The 21,247-nt window shown below is 64.9% G+C and carries 9 protein-coding genes; 3 read left to right on the top strand and 6 right to left on the bottom strand.

From position 1 onward, the window contains the following. Positions 1–240: 240 nt before the first annotated feature. Genes AC5Y43_RS18410 through AC5Y43_RS18400 form a run of 3 tightly spaced genes read left to right on the top strand, consistent with a single transcriptional unit; the run spans position 241 to position 13,140 of the window. Complete coding sequence (locus AC5Y43_RS18410; protein WP_499974777.1) at positions 241–5,475, top strand: RecQ family ATP-dependent DNA helicase; 5,235 nt, start codon at positions 241–243, stop codon at positions 5,473–5,475. Continuing rightward, the gene (locus tag AC5Y43_RS18405; protein ID WP_499974776.1) at positions 5,468–11,887 is read left to right on the top strand and encodes a DEAD/DEAH box helicase; all 6,420 of its coding nucleotides are present in this window, start codon (positions 5,468–5,470) and stop codon (positions 11,885–11,887) included. The genes AC5Y43_RS18410 and AC5Y43_RS18405 overlap by 8 nt, the downstream gene beginning before the upstream one ends. A 32-nt stretch (positions 11,888–11,919) precedes the next feature. Next, positions 11,920–13,140 (top strand): endonuclease/exonuclease/phosphatase family protein, encoded by a 1,221-nt coding sequence (locus AC5Y43_RS18400; protein ID WP_499974774.1) that lies wholly within the window; start codon positions 11,920–11,922, stop codon positions 13,138–13,140. Between the two features lie 126 nt (positions 13,141–13,266). Here AC5Y43_RS18400 and AC5Y43_RS18395 read toward each other — a convergent pair whose 3' ends face one another. From AC5Y43_RS18395 to AC5Y43_RS18370, 6 genes are read right to left on the bottom strand one after another with little or no spacing between them, the layout of a single operon-like run. After that, positions 13,267–14,814, bottom strand: a complete 1,548-nt coding sequence (locus AC5Y43_RS18395; protein ID WP_499974772.1) for an MCE family protein — start codon at positions 14,812–14,814, stop codon at positions 13,267–13,269. 3 nt (positions 14,815–14,817) lie between these two features. Continuing rightward, a complete protein-coding gene (locus tag AC5Y43_RS18390) occupies positions 14,818–15,963 on the bottom strand; it encodes a virulence factor Mce family protein (protein ID WP_499974770.1) in 1,146 nt (381 codons plus the stop codon). Next, positions 15,960–17,450: a virulence factor Mce family protein gene (locus AC5Y43_RS18385; protein ID WP_499974767.1), complete on the bottom strand. Its 1,491-nt coding sequence runs from the start codon at positions 17,448–17,450 to the stop codon at positions 15,960–15,962. Before AC5Y43_RS18385 ends, AC5Y43_RS18390 begins: the two co-directional genes overlap by 4 nt. After that, positions 17,447–18,982: a virulence factor Mce family protein gene (locus AC5Y43_RS18380; RefSeq protein WP_499974765.1), complete on the bottom strand. Its 1,536-nt coding sequence runs from the start codon at positions 18,980–18,982 to the stop codon at positions 17,447–17,449. The genes AC5Y43_RS18385 and AC5Y43_RS18380 overlap by 4 nt, the downstream gene beginning before the upstream one ends. Then, positions 18,979–20,010, bottom strand: coding sequence for a virulence factor Mce family protein (locus tag AC5Y43_RS18375; protein ID WP_499974763.1), 1,032 nt, complete (start codon positions 20,008–20,010; stop codon positions 18,979–18,981). The genes AC5Y43_RS18380 and AC5Y43_RS18375 overlap by 4 nt, the downstream gene beginning before the upstream one ends. Before the next feature lie 10 nt (positions 20,011–20,020). Beyond that, the gene (locus AC5Y43_RS18370; RefSeq protein WP_499974994.1) at positions 20,021–21,235 is read right to left on the bottom strand and encodes an MCE family protein; all 1,215 of its coding nucleotides are present in this window, start codon (positions 21,233–21,235) and stop codon (positions 20,021–20,023) included. Positions 21,236–21,247 lie beyond the last annotated feature (12 nt).

The raw sequence follows: 21,247 nt of genomic DNA, 5'->3' as shown, positions 1-21,247 counted from the left end.
TCCTCGCGGGAGGTGTCATGGATACATGCGGTGTCCCTAACGGCGTCCTGAACCACTACGAGTCCTTCGTGGGGCGCTTCCTCGATCTCCAGAACGACCAGAACCTGTCGAAGATCGAAGGCGAGCCCGAGGGTGGCCGCCCGCGACCGGACCCCTGGTCCGCCCAAAACCCTGCGTTCGAACCGGGCCAAACAGTCGCGACCTGGCCGAACGGGACGTACTGCACCCCATAGGCGCACCGTGACGATACCTTCGAAGCCGCTGCCCCCGGCCATCGAGGCGGCCCATCGAATCCTTGCCGAACGCGGACCACTATCCGCGGCCGATCTGAAAGAGTCGCTGCGGTCGCAGGGTTTCGCCAAATCGATCGAGAGCCTCGCCCAACTGCCGGATCGCTTTCCGCACCGCTTCCACCTGACCGCCGACGGCCTACTGTCCATTGCGTCCGACGCCCCCGACATGACGATCGCCGAGCCGGGAGATGCACACGACGACGGCGACTGGTACCGGCCCACCAATGTTCACCGCGCCCCAGTTGATCGTGTCGCCGTCCTCGACATCGAGACCACGGGGCTCGACCCCACCACGGACTTCGTCTCCGAGCTTGGGCTGGTGCGGTTGGACGGCACACCGCTTGCGAGCATCATGGTCCAACTCCCAGACGGTGTCGCCCGACCAACTGAGAGCATCAGTGCGGAATTTCCCCTCGATGACGCACTGCGATTGCTCGAAGCCCACCTGGCGGAGACCGACCTCGTTGTCGGCCACAATCTGCTCGCCTTCGACCGGCCGTTCCTCGACAAGGCGGCCGACCGAGCCGACGTCGATCCCCCCCGTTTTCCGTTGTGCATCGACAGCCTTTATCTCGCAACCCTTTTCGACGTCGCAATGCCCAACCGCTCACTGGCGGACCTGACGCAGCGATTCGAGATCGTTCACCATGACACCCATCGCGCCCTGTCGGACGCGACCGCCACCGCGTCGGTTGTTCGCGCGCTGCTGGACGCGATCGATCCGGATGACCCCAGCTGGCAACTTGCGATCGGTGTCCTCGAGACGTTCGATCATCCGCTCGTGTCGTTGCTGCCGCCACTGGCGTCAAAGCCGGAACTGTCGACGTTGACTCGCCGGCCCGATCCCCTGCTCGTCCCGTCGAATTCCCCCGCGGCCGACGCATGGTCGGCCACCCGCGACGCCTTCGCAGTCTTGCAGTCCCGGCGCGAGCTCCGCCCCCGTGCCGCGCAGCAGGAGATGGCACGTGCCGTGGGCGAGGTGTTCGATCGTGGCGGGCGCCTCGCGGTGGAGGCCCCGACCGGGACCGGCAAATCGCTGGCCTATCTGTTGCCCGCGATTGGGCGCGCCTCGCGACCAGGACAACCGGTTGTCCTCGCGACCGCCACCAAGGCCCTGCAGAGTCAGTTGCGCGACGAGGCAACACGTCTGCAAGACGAAGGGCTACTGGCCGCCCCCTTCCGGCAGATCCAAGGTGTCGGCAACTACGTCTGTACCCGCGAGCTCGAAGATGCACTGTCCGACCGCGAATCTTCCGCGCTCGCGCTCGCGATCGCGCTGCGCGCCATCGCCGTATCTCCGACGGGCACCTGGGACGACGTCACCGACGACATCGTCCGGCGTCGGGACACCCGCTATGCGCGCACCCGGGCGCGGCTGCGGACAAACGCCGGCGGCTGCGACCGAACGAATTGTAGTTGGGCACAGGTATGTCCGCTGACCCAGCAGCTCAACGGCCTGGACAAGACACCCGGCGTGGTGTCGGCAAATCACGCGCTCATCGCCAGCTGGGTGAAGACCGATCATGCCCCGGGCGACGTCCTCGCCGAGTCCCGCGCAGATCTGGTATTCGACGAGGCGCACGGCCTCGAGGATTCTTTGACGGCCGCGTGGACCGAACGGGTCGACGCCCTCGAAGTCGACATACTCGTCAACAGCCTGTCACCCCGTTCAAAACTGATGCGAGGCATCCGCTCACGCGCCGGCGCCGGCCCGTCGTTCACCGCGGCGAGTCAGGCCATCGCAACCAGCACCGCGCAAGTGCGTTCATCGGGTGCGGAATTCGCCCAGGCAATCGAAACCTACCTGCACGAGTACGCCGGCAAGTCAGACGCCGTGGTGCTGCGCTCCGGTGTCGTCAACGGCCGACCCGAATTCCGGACGCTGCGCCAAACCGCCACCGGGGTGCGCTATTGGCTGATTCAACTCGCCAAAGCGGTTGCAGCGCTCAAGGAGTCCCTGGTCGGTGTCAATGGCACCGGATCGGCGCGACGACGGCTGCGCGGCTACTCCGAACGGCTCGACACGGCAATCGAGCTGCTCGACACCATGCGTGAGCTACCAGATAGCCATTTGTGGGTGTACCGCCTCGCCGCCGAAGAGGAGGATTCCGCGGCCTGGACGTATGAGCGCATCCCCGTCCATGTGTTCCCGGAGTTTCAGCAGGAGGTCGTCGACAAGACGCATTCGACCGTCCTCTGCTCGGCCACATTGACGGTCCAACACCGCTTCGACTACATCGCGTCGCGGCTCGGCATCGACATCCATCCCGAGCCGGACGAACGAACCTTCCGAGCGCTGCGACTCGCATCGCCATTCGACCACTCGAAGCAATCGTTGATGATTTTGACCAACCACCTTCCGGTTCCCATCCCCGTCAACGAACGCGAATTCTGCGAAGAGATGGCCGCGGACCAGACTGGGTTTCTTTCGCTTTCGGGTGGTAAGACGCTCACCCTCTTCGCGGCGCGAACCCGCATGGAGGCCGTTGCCGCCGGCGTCCGGACCCGCGCCGCCGAACTGGCGCAGCGGGGAGTGGAACTGCTCGTCCAAGGTGAACTGGGCCGCTCGCAAATTCAGCGCCGCTTCCGCAACGAACACGGAACCGTCCTGTACGGGTTGCGTTCGTACTGGGAGGGTTTCGACGCCCCCGGAGAGACCCTCTCGTATTTGTTCATCGAGAAGCCGCCTTACCCTCACCCCGACGATCCCCTGATCTCCGCGCGGCAGCGCGCCATCGCCGATCGCGGCGGTGACCCGTTCTTGGACTACGTACTGCCGATGACCGCCATGCAATTCACCCAAGGTTTCGGGCGGCTGGTGCGCAACGAGACCGACCGGGGTGCGGCACTGCTGTGTGATCGGCGGATGCACGCCCCGACGCAGGCGCGGCGAGTCATTCTCGAATCACTGCCGAGCCCCGCCATCCATGAAGCACTCGACCGTGACGACGCCTGGACCCGTGCGATCGAGTTCGTCACCGGCACGGCGCCCGACCTGTCCACCGCGATCACCTTCGGACGCGATGACGTCACGCAGCTGCTGGAAAGTTTGCGCCTGGTGGCCGGTGAAGATCCGACGACGAAACTTGTCGAAGCCGCTGAAAAGCTGTTCGGGATAACCGAACTGCACCCCAAGCAACTAGAGGTGATGCGGGCATTCATCGAAGGCAAAGATTTCCTCGCGGTGCTTCCGACCGGCTTCGGCAAATCGCTGTGCTTCCAGCTCCCCGCGTTGCTCGCGCCCGACGCACGAGCCACCGTCGTCGTCTCACCGCTGGTCGCACTCATCAAGGATCAGGTCAACGACCTGCGTGGGCGTCGCGGCATTCGCCCCGTCCAGGGGATCACCGGCACCACATCGAGGGTGGTTCAGACCGAGATCCTCCGCGACACCGCCGACGGAAAGGTACGACTGCTGTACGTCTCGCCGGAACGGCTGGCGCGCGACCCCGTGCTGCGCGGAGCGCTGGGCCGCCAAGAGCTCAACCGGGTTGTGGTCGACGAGGCGCACTGTATCTCGGTGTGGGGACATGATTTCCGGCCCGAATTCCGTCAGGTGCCGGCCTCGGTTGCCACGTTCAGCACCCGGCCGCCGCGGGCCGGCCTGACGGCGACCGCCACGCCCGAAGTCGAGACGGACATCACCGCCTCCATGGCGATGCGCGAACCCACGACGGTGCGCGAACCCAGCGACCGGCCGAATCTACGATTCCGGGTCATTCGGTGCGCCAACGACAGAGAGCGGGTCCGTGAACTCCTGCGGTTCGTGACCTGGTCGGGAAGCGATCCCGGCATCGTGTACGTGACCCGTAGGGCGCTCGCTGAAGAGATCGCCTCACTGCTGCGGCGTGCCGGTCACGCCGCACGGCCCTATCACGCCGGGATGGTCCCGGAGCAGCGCGACGCAGTCCAAGAGGACTTCGACTCGGACATCACCCGCATCATCGTCGCGACAAAGGCGTTCGGCATGGGAATCAACAAGCCGAACATCGGCTGGGTGGTGCACTACGACCTGCCCGACTCGCTCGACGGCTATGCGCAAGAAGCGGGCCGGGCCGCGCGACAGCGAGATCTCACCGGCGAGTGCCTGCTGCTGTACACCAACGGTGATCTCGCCCGGCGCCGTCGACTCGTCCATGCCCACGACGCGAAAACCGATGCAGCGTTGGCCCAACGGCTGCTCAATGAGCTGTGGAAGTGCCCCGAGCGGGGGAAGAGCAGGGTCTTCGACGTCGACGAGATGGCCGACTCCCTCGGAATCGACGACGACGAGCTCAATGTTCAACTGGCCCAGCTCGAGCGAGTGGGCGTGCTGGAGCAGGGCCTCGACTGCTCGGCACGCGCGACGGTCGACGTCGGCTTTCGAGAGCCGGAGCGCGAAGAGGAACGCCGCTTCTTCCGCGAACTTTTCTACCAACACCACCGAGCCCGCCCAAATGTCCGGATACAGCTGGACTTTCAGCAGCTCAAAGAGCAACGCGGTTACGACCCCGACGAGCTGGAGCAGCGACTCATCGAGTGGTCGCTGGACCGCCTCGTCACCTTCTCCAGCTCTCGCCGGCTTCGCCGCGTTCAGCTGTTCAAGCGGGATGCTCCCGCAGACGCGCTTGCCAATGAGTCGAAGCGCTGGAAGTCGTGGCAGCAACGTCGCCTCCAAGCCATGATCGACTACGCCACAAACGAGTCGGACTGTCGCCGAGTGATCGTCGGCCGGCATTTCGGTGACGACGTGGCCGACTGCGCGGGCCGCGCCATCGTGGCCTGCGACATCTGCAGCGGACAGCCAGCACCGTGGTCGTCATTGCCCGATCACCAAGTCGCCGATCCTGAACTGCTGATCAATGCCGAGCTCACGGTACTGCAAGCGGTGGCGTGGGCGTCGGCATTCCGCCGCGGCTCCTATGGGGAGGCGAGCCTACGCGCTGCAGTCCTTGGCAAGGAATCCCTCGGCGAGGGACGACCACTCGGCCAGGGCGTGCTCAGTTGTCCTCAATTCGGTGCGCTGCGGCATGTCCGCAATAGCGAGAAACGCTGGGACGAAGCCCTCGCCCGGCTTCTGGAGAAAGGCCTCATCGATCGACGCGCTGTCGAACGCGACGGCTCTCGTACGTCCTACCAAACACTGGTGCTGACTCCCGTCGGCGCCCAAACACTCGGAGTTTCGTTAAAACGAGATGATTGAGAAACGAATCACTCAGCCGTTCCTCGAGGTAGGTGCGCTCGTGCTTACGCCGCGCGAACGCACCGAACTGGCTTTGCCTGAACACAGCACGACGATCGACATCGAGCTCGAAGGCGAAACGTTCGGCGCCCAGTGGAGCGGGCGCAGCCGACAACTCACCGGGGACAAGCTCACCGAGCGGCTCCAGGATTATGGCCAAGTAGGCGGGCTGCTGCGCCTTCGCCAGGTCGACCAGACCTACCGGCTGCTCTTGTTGCCCCCCGGCTCCGAGATGCAAATCACCCGCCCGGTCGCACCGCCCACGACGCCGTCAAAGGTTCCCGCGGGATCAAAAGCGGCGCGCCGACGAGCAACCGTCGATCGCCAATTCCATTCCGACGACAAGTACGACTGGGGATCCGGGCCCACCCGAACCATGGGCTTTTTGACGGAAGCCCGCGAACTTCTCAGCGAGCAACTCAAGGCAGCAGGCTTCGACCCGCTGGAACTGGTCGAGTTACGGCTGCAGGGCGAAGAATTGGCGACCCTCGACGACTTCGAAGAGTTGCTCGCTGTCGACGTCGCCAACGTCGACCGCATGCCGCACCAAGCGGCCGTCGCACGTCATGCGCTGTCCCGATTGCGCGGGCGCGCCATCTTGGCCGACGAGGTCGGCCTCGGCAAGACCATCGAGGCCGGCCTCGCCGTCAAGGAGTTGACGCTGCGCGGTCTGGCGAAGCGCGTGCTCGTGATATGCCCTGCGCCACTTCGCGACCAGTGGCGGGAGGAAATGAACCAGAAGTTCGACCTCCCGTTCGCCGTGGCCTACCACGGACCGGATATCGGCAACCAAGACAAGCTCATCGTCAGCCTGGCCCTGGGCACTCGCCATGTTGAGAAGCTGACCAAACAGCCCTGGGACATCGTCATTGTGGATGAGGCGCACCGCGCGGCCGGGGCGGGCGCGCGCAAGCGACGCGAACTGATCACCGCGTTGACCACTGCCTGCCGTTACGCATTTTTCCTGACCGCCACGCCGGTTCAGAACGATCTGCTGGAGTTGTACCGGCTGGTCGAATTGCTACGGCCCGGTACCTTCACGTCGGTCAGCGCCTTCAAGCGCGAGTTCATGCGAGGCTACGACCTGCGGCAGCCAAGCGACCCCGCTGCGTTGCGCCGCCTCATCAGCAGCGCCATGATCCGCACGACACGCGCCCAGGCCGGGGTCGATCGCGTCATCCGACGAGCGGTTGACGTGCCGATCGAACTCGGCGCGCGGGAACGCGAACTCTACGCTTTGAGTACTGATCTGCTTCGCAATGTCATGGTGAGCTCCGGCGACACAATGCGAAGACGCAGCCTTGCACTGCGTCTCACGGCGAGCCCGTTCTCGATGGGAACGACGGCGCTCCGCATGGCCGAGCGGCACCCGGACGACCGCGTCCGCGCGGTGCTGGCCGAGGTCGGTCATCTTGCCATGGACATATCGGGTTCCGCCCGGGAGAACAAAGCTCTAGACATCACCCACAATTGGATACGGGAGCACGGGCGAGTACTTATCTTCACCCAGCACACCGACACCGTCACCGGGCTGCTGCGCCGCATGGATGCCGAGGGCCTCACCGCACGCGCGTTCCATGGATCGATGTCGGCGAGCGAGCGTGCGGCCACCATCGCGGCGTTCAGGTCCGGTGAAGCGCCGGTCATGATCTCGACCGACGCCGGCGCCGAGGGCCAAAACCTGCAGTTCTGCAACTGCGTCCTGAACTATGACCTGCCGTGGAACCCCATGCGCATCGAGCAACGCATCGGACGTGTCGACCGGCTGACGCAACCCCGAGACGAGGTGTTCGTCGCCAACCTCTACGCCCGCGGAACAATCGACCAAAGCGTCTACCAACTGCTCGCTGAGAAGCTACGAATGTTCGAGCTCTTGTTCGGGCAAGTCACGACGATCCTGGGCGAGCTCGACGATTCCAAATCCGCATCGTTCGAAACACGGGTCCTGGACGCGCTTTTCGCAGAAAATGACTCCAAAATGGAGCGGCTGCTCGCCCAACTGGGTACCGAACTCGTCGACGCCCGCGAACGAGCCGGAACGCTCATCGCCGCCGACACCGGCCTGAGCAACTGGATGGCGTCCGCATTCGAGCATCGCAAGGAACTCACCAAAGCGGGCAGTGCCGAACTCATGCCCGAGGTCAGCGAACGCGCGCGACGACGCCAGCGAGGAGTGCAAACCTGGGTCAGAAAGGTACTGGCCGCGCTTGGAACACAGATACTCCACGACACTGGTGACGGTGAGGGCGCCTTCCTGACCGTGCAGTTTCATGAAGAGTTCGAGGAAGAACTCGGGGGCCGGGCCCTGATGCATCTCGCCTTCGATCGATTCGGCCTGGAACACCATCCCGATGCCGAACTCTGCGCGGTGGGCTCGCCGGTATTCGATGAGCTTCTCGGGCTGCTGCGGACGCGCGGCGACATGCACGCCACCGTCCCGGTGATCCCAGCTGACCCCGGCCCGAGCCCGTTCCGGCACGCGTCGAGCACCAGGCTCATGCGGCGCCGGCTCGTTCCGGCGGGTACGTGGAATGGGCACGCCACATTTCGTGCGACGGTTGGCGAAGCGGAGACGACCGAGCACATCATCACCGCAGAGATCAGCGGAGACAACGAGGTACGGTTACCGCGTCGTCCACTCAACGACGGCGAGACCCTGCCATCAGCCTTCAACATGCCATCCGACGTCGTGGCCGCGTTCGAACAAAAGGCCGCCGGCCAGCTCGAGGTGCTCCGATGCGACCGAGCCGAACAGGTCTTGCGGGAGCAGCGCATCGAACTTGATCGGATACGTAGCGGCTACCAGGCGCAGATCGCGGAAGCGCCACGCGAAGACAAGGTCCGGTTGCGACGAGCACTGGATTCCGAGGAGCGCCGACTCAGCCGACAACCCGACGTCCGAGCACGCGCCAAACTGCTGGCAGTCATCCTCGATGAGGACGACTGGATGGTCGAAGAGACCTGGGGCGCAGAAGGAGACGTAGAGGCGACCCTGACGTACGAGTGGGGTTTCTCCGAACCGCCGGAAGTCGAGAGCGATGCTTCGCAGCAACCCATCGAGGTATTGGCGCTTTGCTCTCAGGCCCACTTCGTTGACGAGTCTGAGGTCACTCGTTGCGGCTCGTGCGACGCCGCCTTGTGCGTCGCGTGTGGCGATGACGCGGTATTCGCGGAGTGCCCTGTCTGCGCCGTTTCGAGCTGCGGTGCATGCCGTGCGGAGACCGGCGGACTGTGTCGCCGATGCGCATCACCCGAGCGAGCACCAGAACTTGACCGGGACTTCGCCATCGGGTGGCGGCTCAATCAAGGTGTAGCGCTTCTTGTCGGTCAACGTGCTGCCGAGCTGATGTGGCCGGATCAATCGGACTCCGCGTTGGTGGTACCCGATGAGGACATTGAGGACCCCAACCGCATCCGGACCCGGTCCTACGCCGTGCGTAACGGCTTGCCGGCCGACAGCGGGCTGGTCCTACACGACCACAGCGGCCGTCCACCGTACGTCGATCCGAACCGCCTGCAGCTGCGCACTTCTGAGACGGCGGAGGTTGAATTTTCAGTCGCCGAAGGCTGCGGATCTTCGATCGAGGACTCTGCGATCAGCGATCTACCCGAATATGACGAGCCGTCGGTCGTCGGCGAAAAGGTGGCGAAGCTCGCGCCGCTTTTGGAGAAGCTCCGTAGCGAGGTTCCGCCTCCGGCTCCGCCTGCCGTCCTGGTTACCCGTCGATCCAGGTTTACTGATGCTTACCTCGAAGAGAAACGCCTCGTCGAGCAGGTCTCGCTGGTCGCCGATGACGACAGCCTGGAAACAATTGGCGAGTGCTCCACACTATTGCGGTGGCAAGCGGCATCTCTCGGGGACCCGGCGCTCGCAGAGGCCGAGCTTGACGCGATACGAGTCTCTTTGGCGGGCAGGAACGAAGCTGTTCTGGTCAACGCCGATATCGATGGAGAAGCTGCCCAATGGATCGCGGTCCCGGAGGGAACCTCCGCCGCGGAACAGCTCGCCTGGTTCGGCATCCTGCAGTCGCTGAGCACGCCCGGTGGGCGAATAGGCCGGCGAGCCAACGAGGCGTCTGCCATGGCCGGTCCGTTCCCCTCTCCCAGCGAATGTGAGCTTGTCGACCGCGTTATCCGGCCAGTTGCCGAGCTTGCGGAAGTCGACGCAGAAACGCAGCTGGTACCGGCAGACCACGCCTCGCTGGCGGCCCTTGGCGTGCAGAGCGATTCGGCGCAACTACCCGCGGCGCTGCCAGTCGTCCTGAATCGCGCCATACTCGAACACGCACAGCGATCCTTTACGCGCGTTGTGCGCAACGGGTTCGAAATCCATGAGACGTGGCGCGGACACGGCACCGCAACGCACGACTACCGAGCGTTCGACGGGAAGCCGGTTGGCCCGGTCCCCGATGCGGATTTTGGCGTCTGCCGGGACGGCCACTTCTACCGGGCCGGCACGGCTGCGTTGTGTGCGTCCTGCGGCACCTGGTCATGCGTGGAATGTGATGAGGTCGATCACCGGGCGACGATCGCATGCCCGGGCTGCTCGGCATCCGTATGCCCACGCTGTCTTTCCGTGGACCACGCGGCACCAGGCGCGCTATGCGTAATGTGCAGTGACCGAGCGTGTTCGGACTGCGGCCGTGATCCCGAGGTGCAGGCTTGTCCGATCTGCGATCGGGAGATGTGTTCGTCGTGTCGAACCGGTGAATTGTGCCCAGCATGTGCTCGGCTCGCGCCCGGGGCTGAAGAGCAGGTGCGGATGCTGCCTGCGGAGCTTGCTGCCGCGGGCGCCACCATTCTCTGCGGCTACGACGAGAACGCGACAACGATTCTGATCAACCGAGGCGGCATAGTCGAGCAGGCGGTCATTCGCAATGGCTCCATCGAGAGATGGGTTGTGTTCCGTCGACGCACGATTGACGATGCTTACAAGTTACGCCTGTCCGCGAGCCAGGCGCTACAAAGACAAGTTGTTCCCGTTGCGGAACCGATCGATCACGAGCCTGGCGCCGAAGCACCCCATATTGTTCTGCAATCAGGGCGCCTCTTCTACGCCGTATGGTCTATAACTGATCTCGAGTTGTCTGGTCGAAGCACAACGCCCTTCGTCAATACCGACGGTGATCTCTCGCGATTGGTTGGTCGTGATTTTCCCGAGGTGACACAACTGCCACGCACCGCCGGCATAATGCCGCCTCAAGTCGAGCGCGCCATCGCGGCGGTGCCTCTACCACATTCGGTCAAACTCATAATGCGATGGCATCGCGTTGGCCACGATGCTCTCCTTGTAGATTCCGGGATAATCGTGCGCAAGCACGAAGGAAATGAGCTGCAGCAGAGGGTAACCCACTGGGGCGGCGGCGTCGCGACGCCGTCCTGGATCGCGGAAGCATGGGAGCCGGTGCCTACGGTTCACAAGTATGCGGCGGCAGAGGCAATAGAAGTCGCCGTCGTCGGCATGGCCTCGTTCCTTGCTCTTGGCGTCCGAGTGGATGGTCGCGCGGAGTGGTACGCCGTCTCGGGCTCGCAGCAAGCTACCGCCGCGACGGCACTGGCCCGCTGGCTTGGCATTGGTGACGCGGACGAAGTCAGTGTTTTCACCGACCCGAACAAGATCGTCTTCTCGTCGGTGTCAAATGCAACGCACGTCGCGCGCAAGGTGCGCGCAATGGGATCCATCGTACCGATCTCGCGACAAGAGTATCCACGTACAACCCAGGACGCACTGAGGGCCTGGTTGCCCGGAGCGCAGGTTGTCATGCCCGAGGTTGGCATGCTGCCTAACAACTTTGGCTCGCAGCTTAGGAAGCAGCTGAAGCTAGCGGAATCGCGAACTTCGGTCGTTATCGGTGCCCACATCGAGGAAATGGTCACCATCGACGACGGTTACATGTGGCGCCACGAGGCGGACGTCGCGCCGGGTGAGATCGACGCGCAACGATACGACAGCGCCACACGGGTTCCACTAGCCGAGGGTGTCATCGACCGGGAGGGTCATTTCGGTCCGGACAGAATGCGATGCGATTACTGCGGCGAAAGAACCTGCACAGTTTGTGTTGACGGCATGGTTCGGTGCGATTGCTGCGGAACGTCCATCTGCAGGAGATGTGTTCGTATACCGCACGCAAATCTCTGGCTGTGTGTTGCGTGCGCCACGATGCGCCGACCAACTCGACGCGAGGCTCGGCAACATGGGCGTTTCCTGTTGACGCGAGGCATGCTCATCGGGGCCGATCCCGTACACACCGTGGTTGTCGAACAAGACAAGCACCAGTGGATGCGACGAGCCGACGACGGTGAACATCACATCATCGCCGGTCCCGCGGTAGTCGGATTCCTAACTGAGCGCTTGGGTCTCGTCGCAGATTAATTCGAAATTAGTTCTCGAACGGTGGTGGCGCAGTGCGGTTTCTCAACTGGAATATCGGCCACGGCGGTGGATCGCGGATCGTTGCGATCTGCCGCCACATCGAAGCGACAGATCCCGACATGTTGGTACTCACCGAGTTCCGGAGTCGCAACGAGCCAGTTCTCAGAGCCCATCTCGAGCACCTCGGGTACTCGTTCATCACGACATCCAATCCCGAGGGCAATCAAAACGGCCTTCTCGTCGCGAGCAAATGGCAGCTCGAGCATGCCGCCGACCGATACACACCCGACATTGACCCTGAACGCTGGCTTACCGTGCGTCTCAACGAGTTCGACCTCGACGTGCTCGCCGTGCACATCCCGGGCACTCCCGACCATAAGTTCACGGACGCTCACGCCATCTCCGGGGCTAAGCGCAAGGAACTGCTTTGGAAACACACCGTCAAGTACGCCCTTGATCACAAGGACGACCGGACGATCATTATGGGTGACCTCAACACCGGGTTTCGGATTGATACTGAAGGCGAGATGTTCGTGATGTCGCGCTACATGACGAGTCTCGTCGAGCTTGGGTTTGTCGACGCTTGGCGGCGAGTTCACAACGATGCCCGAGATTACACCTGGTATTCCAAGCGGAAGGAAAAAGAGACAGGAAAGTCACGCGACCTCAACGGTTTTCGTTTGGATTACATCTTTGTCTCGCCAGCACTGCAGCATGCGATCACGGACGTCGCGATACTGCATGAGCCCAGAAGGTCCGGGACTTCGGACCACGCCAGCGTCGTCGCGGACATCGCGCTACGAAAAAACGGTGACGTTGGAATTCTCGTCCGCCACCGGGCTCCCACCAACACGGTGTCTGACGCCGGACCTGGTGACGCCCAGATAGGTGTACCCGTCGAGCTTGGTGGCCAGAAGATACGTACAACAGCTTCACTGAATGGAACACACCGTACGCACTTCGATCTCCCACTTGGGACCCTCGCCGACATGACGTGTGGCTACAACGGCCAAAACCTGGTGCAGCAGTTCCGTCCCACACACTTCACTGCCGAGTGGGCTGGAGGCATGCTCAAAGAAGTTCGCATTTGGGGACCGCGGTTGCTGCAGGACGGCTCACTGGGCAAGCGTTTACTCGACCATCAGTGGAAGCGATCCGCCACGAATGGCGGCGTCAACCTCGACAACCTTCCGCCTTCGGTTGCTGTGCGACTCCGGTCGTACATCGCTGGAAGCGGTCAACCCGTCCAGTAAAGCCCCTCTGACAGCAAAGACCAAGGCAAACAACGGAGTTGTCGCTCAGAGGCGGGCAATCAGAGCACCGCTGTCAAGCCGAGACTCGCGTGGCTGGCGTGACGAAACCGGGCCAACGCCAAGGACTCACCCCGCCGTCCCCAGCATCGACTTCCACCCCTCGTCGCCGATATTCCGGGAATTCTCAACGGAATACACCACGCCGTCGGGTCCCACCACCTTGCCGCTCTGCACGTCGTAGATCGACGTGGCGGCGCTCGGGACGTAGACGCATGGGTTGGGCTGCTGGCCGTTGCACCGCACGCTGCCGGAACCCGGCCGTTGCAGCGGGTCGCTGACCGGCGGCGGGGTGCCCGGCAGCCGGTCGGCCGGCAACGGGTTGAGGCCGTTGTTGACCGACGGCGCCGGGATCACCAGGCCCGGCTTCACCGGCTGATCACACCGCGCGCCCGGTGCCGGGCAGGTGAGGATCTGGTTGGGGTCGCCGTACCACGGGTTGGTGCCCGCCGGCACATAGGGCTCGTTGCTGCGGCACTCCCGCGGGGTGGCCGCCCGCCTTCCGGGCACGTCCACGCACGGGTAGTTGCGCGCACCGCGGACCACGGTCGTCGCGTCCAGGGGGATCTTGCAGTAGGTGCCCGCCGGCAGCGGCGCGGTGCTGGTGTCCGCCGGTGACCGCCACTCCGACGCCGGTAGGAAGCCGGTCAGGCACGGCGGTGGTTGGTTGAGGGCCGTGGCACCGATGCCGAGCGCCGCCATCCCGGGCGCTGCCGAGGTCACCGACTGCGCGATCGCACCGCCTTGCGGCAAGAACACCAACGCCTGCTCGACGCCGTTGTGGTAGCGCTTGAGCATGTCGATCACGACCTCGAGGTTGGCCAGCGTCTGCGGCAGCGACTCCCGCACGTCGGTGAACGCGGCATTGACCTGTTCGGCGGTCGGCGCCGCATTGGCCAAAATGCTGCGCAGTGCCGAATCCTGCTGCGCGAGCTGCGCGGTCAAGGTGTTCAGGTTGGCGGCCCAATGACCAATCGTGTCAGCGGAATTGACCTGGCTGTCGATGATGGGTGCGGCGCGCGTGATGATGTCGTCGATGTCGTCGAGGCTGCCCCGGAAGTCATGGGCGATCGCCTGGGTGGAGTCGACCAAACGCTGCAGGGCGGGTCCCAGTCCGCCAACGGCCTGCGACGTCTCGTAAAGCAATGACGCAACTTTGCCTTTGGGCAGCACCGCCAATCCGCGGTTGGCTGCGTCGAGCGCCGGGCCGATCTGGCTTGGGATGGTGCTCTTGGTGATCGTGTGCCCGTCACGCAGATATGGACCGTGCTTGCTCGTCGAGACCAGGTCGATGTACTGCTCGCCGACCGCCGATACCGAGTGGACGTTGGCCGAGGCATCGGTCGGGATCCGATAACCGTCGTCGATGCTCATCGTGGCCCGCGCGCCCCGCTGGGTCGGTTCGACCTTGGTGACCTTCCCGATGGTGATGCCCCGGTAGGTGACGTTGGCCGTTCGGTACAGGCCCCCGGACTGAGGCAACTCGGCATACAGCGTGTAGCGGCCGATGCCGACCAGGCTTGGTATCTGCAGGTAGTACCAGACCAGCCCCACCACCGCGGCCGCCGCCACCGCCGCCAGCAGCGCCAGCTGGGTTTTGATGAGGCGCGTCAACATCTTTCACTCGCCCCGTTCCACCAGCGGACCACCCGGGGCGTCGTTCGGGTTCGGCGTATACCGGACATCCGGGAGCATGGTGCTCGGGTCCCGCCCCCACGACTGCTCGAGCGCCCGCAGTGCCCCCGAGAACCCCGTCCCGCTCAGCATCGTGTTGTCGATGGTGGAAAGCGTCAGGTCCAGAGCCCCCGACACGTTGACGTAGTCGCCGCGGATCACCTTGGCCACGTAGTCGATGTTGAACGGCGCGGTGAGGCCCAGTTTCAGCGCGCCGACCACATACGGGGCGCCCCGGTCGAGTTCGCGCAGCGGTCGCTGCAAGGACTGCAGGCTCTGGTGCAGGCTCGGCCGGGTATCCGCCAGCGCCCGGTTGGCGGCATCGCTGAACCGCCCGAGGGACTCGGTGGCGTCGGCAAACAGGTTGCGGGTGTCGGCGAAGTGCTGAATCAGCGGCGGAATGTCGGTGAGCACCTTTTCCAGCGTGTCGTTGCGGTTCGCGAAGATGGTCAGGAGCTGGTTGCTCGAGTCGATGGCACGGGTCAGATCACCGCGCTGGCGGTTCAGTTCGGCAACGAAAGTGTCCAGCTGCCTGAGGAATTCGCGGACCTGGTCGACGTGGCCGTCGAGGATGTTGATGACCTCGGTTTGGATCAGGTCGAGGTTCGGGATGCCGCCGCCGTTGAGGATCACCGCCACGCTGGCCAACGTCCGTTCGACGCTCGGGTAGGCCGAAGAGTTCTGCAGCGGGATGGTGTCACCGCTTTTCAGCGGCCGAGGCGACGGGTTGGGCGGCGCGGCCAGCTCGACGTGCTGGGTCCCCAGCAGGCTGGTCTGGCCGATCTTGGCGGTCGCGTTGGCCGGCAACCGCACGGTCGGGTCGAGGTCCAGCGTCAGGGTCGCGGTCCAGTCGTTGAGGGTGATGGCGCGCACCGTGCCCACCCACACGTCGGCCACCCGCACCCGGCTGTTGGTGTTCAGCGCCAACGTATCTTCGATCTGCACGTAGATTCTCAGGTGGTCGGAACCCGCGCCCCGGCCGATCGGCAACGGCACGTTGGCGATGCCGCGCCAGGTGCACGACGTCAGCACCAGCGCCGTCAAGATGAACACCAGTGCGCGCCGGCCCGCCCCGGCGATCACCCGCTTCACTGGCCCGGCCCCGGTTGCGGATACCACGGCGGCGGAAGCGGATTGCGCTCGTCGTAGGCGTTCGGCGGCCCGGGGAGGTTGGTCCCCGCCGGCGGGGGCTCGATATCGGGTCCGCCCATGAGTTCGGCCAGCGATTCCGGCGTCAGCATGTTGGCCGTGAAGGGCTGCACCTGCTCACCCTGCATCCCGGGCGCGACGATCCAGCCCGGCTCGGAGTTGCGGTGCGAAAACGGGGTGTCCCGCGCGAAGATCCCCGGCACCGTGGTGTCCTTGTAGCCCGGTGGCGGGCGCAGCCGATCCTCGGAGTAGGCCACGTCCTTGGGCAGGGTGGCCGCCGAACTGAACAAGTTGATCCCGGCCGGCGGGAAGTTGAACTTGATGGCGTCCATGACCGGCGCGAGATACTGCGCGCACAGCTCGGCCGAGTCCTGATAGCCGAGCCGGCTGCCGGCCTGGATCGCACTGCAGATGAACTGCATCGGATTGGCGAAGTTGGGAAAGGCGAACAACCCCGACAGCGAACCCTGCAGTGGGTGGTAGAGGTTGTTGAAGTTGCTCGCGTACGTGGGCAGCACGTGCAACGCGGTTTCCAGACCGTCGCGCGGGTCGGGCTGCAGGATCGTGGTGGTGACGTCGGCGAGGTTGTTCACGTCGTGGGCCAGCACGGACCTGTTGTCGCCCAAGAACTTTCGTGCGGTGGCAACGACCTCGTCGACGCGCTGGACCGTGTCGGCCACGTCATGGTCGGATTTGGTGAACCAATCGGTGAACTCGGCCAGGTCGCCGTTGAGTGCGACGAACTGCCGATCGTTCTGGTACAGCGCGGTGACGAACTGGGCGAGGCTTCGCGTGATGGCGACGAAGTCCCCGCGGCCCTCGTTCAGCGCGGTCAGCGCCTGGGACAAGGTGTTCAGGGTTTCGTTGAGCCGCTTGCCCTTGCCGGCGAAGTTGTCCGCGGCCGACTCGAGGATGTCGCCGAACGGCCCCTTCGGCTGCTGCGCAGTCGGCCCGAGCTGCCGCAGGATCCCGTTGATGGAGTCGCGCAACTGATCCCACTCCACCGGCACCTGGGTGCGCTCGATCGGGATCACCGCGCCGTCCTGGAGCACCGGGCCGCCGGCATAGGGCGGCGAGAGCTGGATGGTGCGCGAGGCCACCAGGCTGGGATTCAGGATCGACGCGGTCGCGTTGGTCGGCACCTTGTATTTGTTGTTGTAGTGCAACGTGACTCGCATCTGGTCGCCGGCCGGCTCGATTTTGTCGATCGAACCGACGCGCACACCCATGATTTGAACCTTGTCGCCGGGATACAGCGCCAGCGTCTCAGAGAAATACGCGACCACGGTGGTGGTGGTCAGTTTGCGGTAGAGCTGCGCACCGACGACCCCCGCGAGGACGGCCAGGACAGCGACCAGCGCGCCCACGACGATCACCTTGCCGGACACCTTCGGCAGCCGGAGGTTGTGAATGTCGAAGATGGTGCTCACTGGCTGCTACCCCCCGTCCCGCCGGGCGTGACGAAGGGAGCCGGCAGCTGCGGGCCCGGTCCCGGCGGCGCCTGGCCCGCCGGCGGTCGCGGCGGCGCGGGGCCGCCGGTGGCCGGCCCCGTCGGTTCCGTGCGGGCGCCGGGAGGCGCGTGCGCCGGCAGCGGCGCGGGCGTGCCGGGAGCGCCGGGCGGCGCGTGACCGGGTCGGCCCGCGCTCGGCACGCCGGGCGCGGGCGGCGGCCCGCCGGGATTCGGCGGCGACGCCTGGACGTCCAGCGGCGCCGGGAACCCGCCGAGGACCGCGCCGAACGGGCCTTGGTCGGAAAGCGCGCACGGCAACGGATTTCCAGGCCGTGGTGGGCTGTCGCCGGCCGGCGTGTACGAGCACGGCGATCCGGGCGGGACGGCCGGGCCCGGGTGCTCGGGCGTGCCCTCGAGCACCGGCGGCGCCGGCGGCGGCGCGCCGTTGGGGAACCGGGTGCCGTTGGGGTCGGGCCAGCGGAATTCGGGCAGCCCGGCGCCGCGCCAGAAGTTCTCCGGATCGATGCCGCGCTTCTTGAACGCCGCGTCCACAAACGGCTGAAGGACTTGGTAGGGCACCAGATTGGCCACGATCGCCTTGAAGTACGGCCCGGAACCGACGGCCTCCGCCAGGGCGGCGGTGTACCTGCTGAGCAGCACCAGCACCTCGGAGAGTTCCTTTTTGCGCTTGACCAGCTCGTCGCTGACCGTGCTCAACTGCTGCAGCACATGGTTGAAGTTGGGGTTTTCGCGGATCAGGGCGGACACGTTGGTCGATACCGCCGACACGTTGCTCAGCAGGATGCTCAACGCCTGGCTGCGCTCCCGGAACGCGCCCAGCAGCGTCTTGGCGTTGACCAGCAGCCCGTTGAACTGTTGGCTGCGATCGCCCAGCACGCGCGAGATCTTGCCGGCGTTCGCGAGCAGTTGCTTGATCTGCTCGTCGCGTTTACCGACGGTGTCCGAGAACTTCGCGACGCCGTCGAGGGCCGCACTCAGATGCGGCGCCGTCTGATCGAAGGTCTCCGACAAGACGCTCAGCGAGCGTTTGACGACATCGATGTTCCAGTCCGTCGCCGCCTTCGTGACATCGACGAACGCGTCGTAGATTTGGTACGGCGTCGTGTTCTGCCCGGCGGGGAGAACACCGTTGGGCTGCAACGGCTCCGAACCCCGCGGTTCGATCGCCATGTTCTTGCGGCCCAGGATGGTGTCGGTCCGGATGGCCGCGCGGCTGCGTACCCCGATCGTCCGGCCGGCCAACGTGAAGCCGACCAGGACCGTGTCGCCTCGGATCTCCAGCGAGCGCACCAGGCCGACGTTCACCCCGGCGATTTCCACTTTGTCGCCCGGGCTGATGCCGCCCGTGTCGGCGAATTGCGCATAGTAGGTGGGCGTGGCGAACAGCATCGGCACGCTGGTGAAGCTTTGGCCGACTCCGACGACGAGCGCGGTGACCACCGCGCCCATCAGCCCGACGCGGCCGCGGTTGAATTCCGTCAGGCTTCTCACTGCGGCGTGCACCTCCCGGTGGGCTGCTGGAAGAGCCTGATGGTGCGTACCGGACCGCCCGGCTGTAATCCGTTGACTTTCACCGAGAGATCGCAGAGGTAGAAGTTGAAGAAGTCACCGTAGGTGCCGCCGGCGCGGCCGATGATGCGGTAGGACTCCGGCAGCTTGGCCAGCACGGCGTCCAGTCCCGGCAGCTCCTCGATGAGCGGCCGTTGGATGCCCTCGAGGTGCCCCACGGTGCCGTGCAGCAGCGGACGATCCTCGGCCAGCAGGTCGGCGAGGGTTCCCGCGGCGTTGCTCAGGTGTGCCACCGCCGCGGCCAGGGGATCGGCCCGGTTTTTCAGCCCGGTGATCAGCAATTCCAGGTTGCCGATCGTTCGGTCGAATTCCTTTTGATGCTTGACCGCGGTGGCCAGCACCGTGTTCAAGTTGGTGATGACCTCGCCGATCGCCTGGTCCCGGCCGGCCAATGTCGAAGTGAGAGAGGCGGTTTGGTCGAGGATGTCGTTGATGGTGGTGCCCTGCCCCTGGAACACGGTGATGATCGACTGGGCGATGCGGTTGACCTTGTTCGGGTCCAGCGCCTTGAAGAGCGGGCGGAAGCCGCCGAGCAGTGCGTCGAGGTCCAGCGCCGGCTGGGTGTGCTCGATCGGGATCGTGCCGCCCGCGGGCAGTCGCCGGCCGCTGTTGCCGCGCTTGAGCTCGAGGTAGCGGTCACCGATCAGGTTCAGGTAGCGGATGGACGCCGTCGTCGCCTGATCCAGTGACAGCGAGCGGTCCACGCTGAAATCCACCATCACCCGCCGGTCCCCATCGATCAGCGTCACCTTGGCGACTTTGCCGACCTCCACCCCCGCCGCCCGCACGAACTGTCCGGCCCGCAGCCCGCTCACATCGGCGAACATGGCGGAATACCCGGTGGTGCGGTCGAAACGCACCTGGCCGAAGACCACGACGATCATCACCGTGAACAGCAGCAGCACCGACCAGAAGATGCCGAGTTTGACTGCCGTGCCCGTGGTTTTCATGGGTTCCTCGTCATGGGTTGATCGTGTTCTCCCCGTATTGGCGTCCCCAGACGTACTCGGTGAACATCGGCTGGCCGAGCTCCAGGTGGTTGTATGGAGCGAGGCTGGCACCGGTGTCCATCACCAGATACGGCGCCGGCCACAGTTCACGGGTGATGGTCTGCCAGCAACCGGGCCGACCGCCCGGCCCACCGTGAGCGTTCACCCGCGGCAGATTGTCCGGATAGACATACGGGTTGGGCGATCCCGCGACGGTTCCGAATCCCGCGAGCGAATAGCCGTTGCCGCCAACGGCGTTCGCGACTTTGGGTGCGGCTTCGTGGAAGTTGCGGATCATGCAGAACAGTTCGGGGCTGTAGGTGTCGAGCAGCTCGGCGGTGGGCACCAGATCGGCGGCCCCGCGCGCCAGGAAGGGCCCGGCCCGGGTGAAGAGGTCTTCGCCGGTGCGGCCCACGCCCACCGCCGCCAACAGCGCGGCGTCCAGATCGCCCTGTTGTCTGGTCAAGGTGCGCGCGGTGGTCAGGACGTTGCGCAGGAAGTCCCACAGATCCGGCGATGCCTTGCTGTAGACATCGGCCAGGTCCGCCAATCGCCGTACGTCATACCGGATCTGGGGCATCCGCGGGTTCAGGCGCGCAAGGATCTCATTCCCGTTGACGATCGACGCCCCGAACTTGGTGCCCAGCCCGTCCAGCGCCTGCGCCACCGCGGACAACGTCGCGTTCAGCTCGACCGGATCCACCTTTTCGGACAGCGACGTGATCGTCTCGAACAGCGTGTTGAATTCGGTGGTCACCGAGCGCACGTCAATCACGTCATGCGGCGAGATCCGCTGCGGCGCCGGGTTTTCCGGTGCGGTCAGCGACACGTACTTGTTGCCGAACAGGGTGGCCGCCTCGATGTTGGCCACCACATTGGCCGGAATCAGCCCCACGTAGCGCGGGTTCACGTCCAACGTCAGCTTCGCTGCCGGCCTGCCGTCGCGCTCCATCTCCGAAATGGCGGCCACCCGGCCGATCTCCACCCCGTTGTAGGTGACCTTCGAACCCGTCTCCATCACTAGGCCCGCCCGCGAAGCCACCATCGTCAGCTCGGTCTTGGGCGTGAAGTCGCCCCGAAACTGCCGGTACACCAACACCAGCACCAGCCCGCAGACCAGCAACAGGACCACGCCCTCGACGTAGATCCACGCGCGCCGGTCCTTCCGCGTCACGGGCATGGACATCGTGGTCATGGC

It is taken from the genome of Mycobacterium sp. NGS57 (assembly GCF_059812405.1).
The sequence above is the reverse complement of the archived record's forward strand: the minus strand, read 5'-3'. Positions and strand labels throughout refer to the sequence as shown.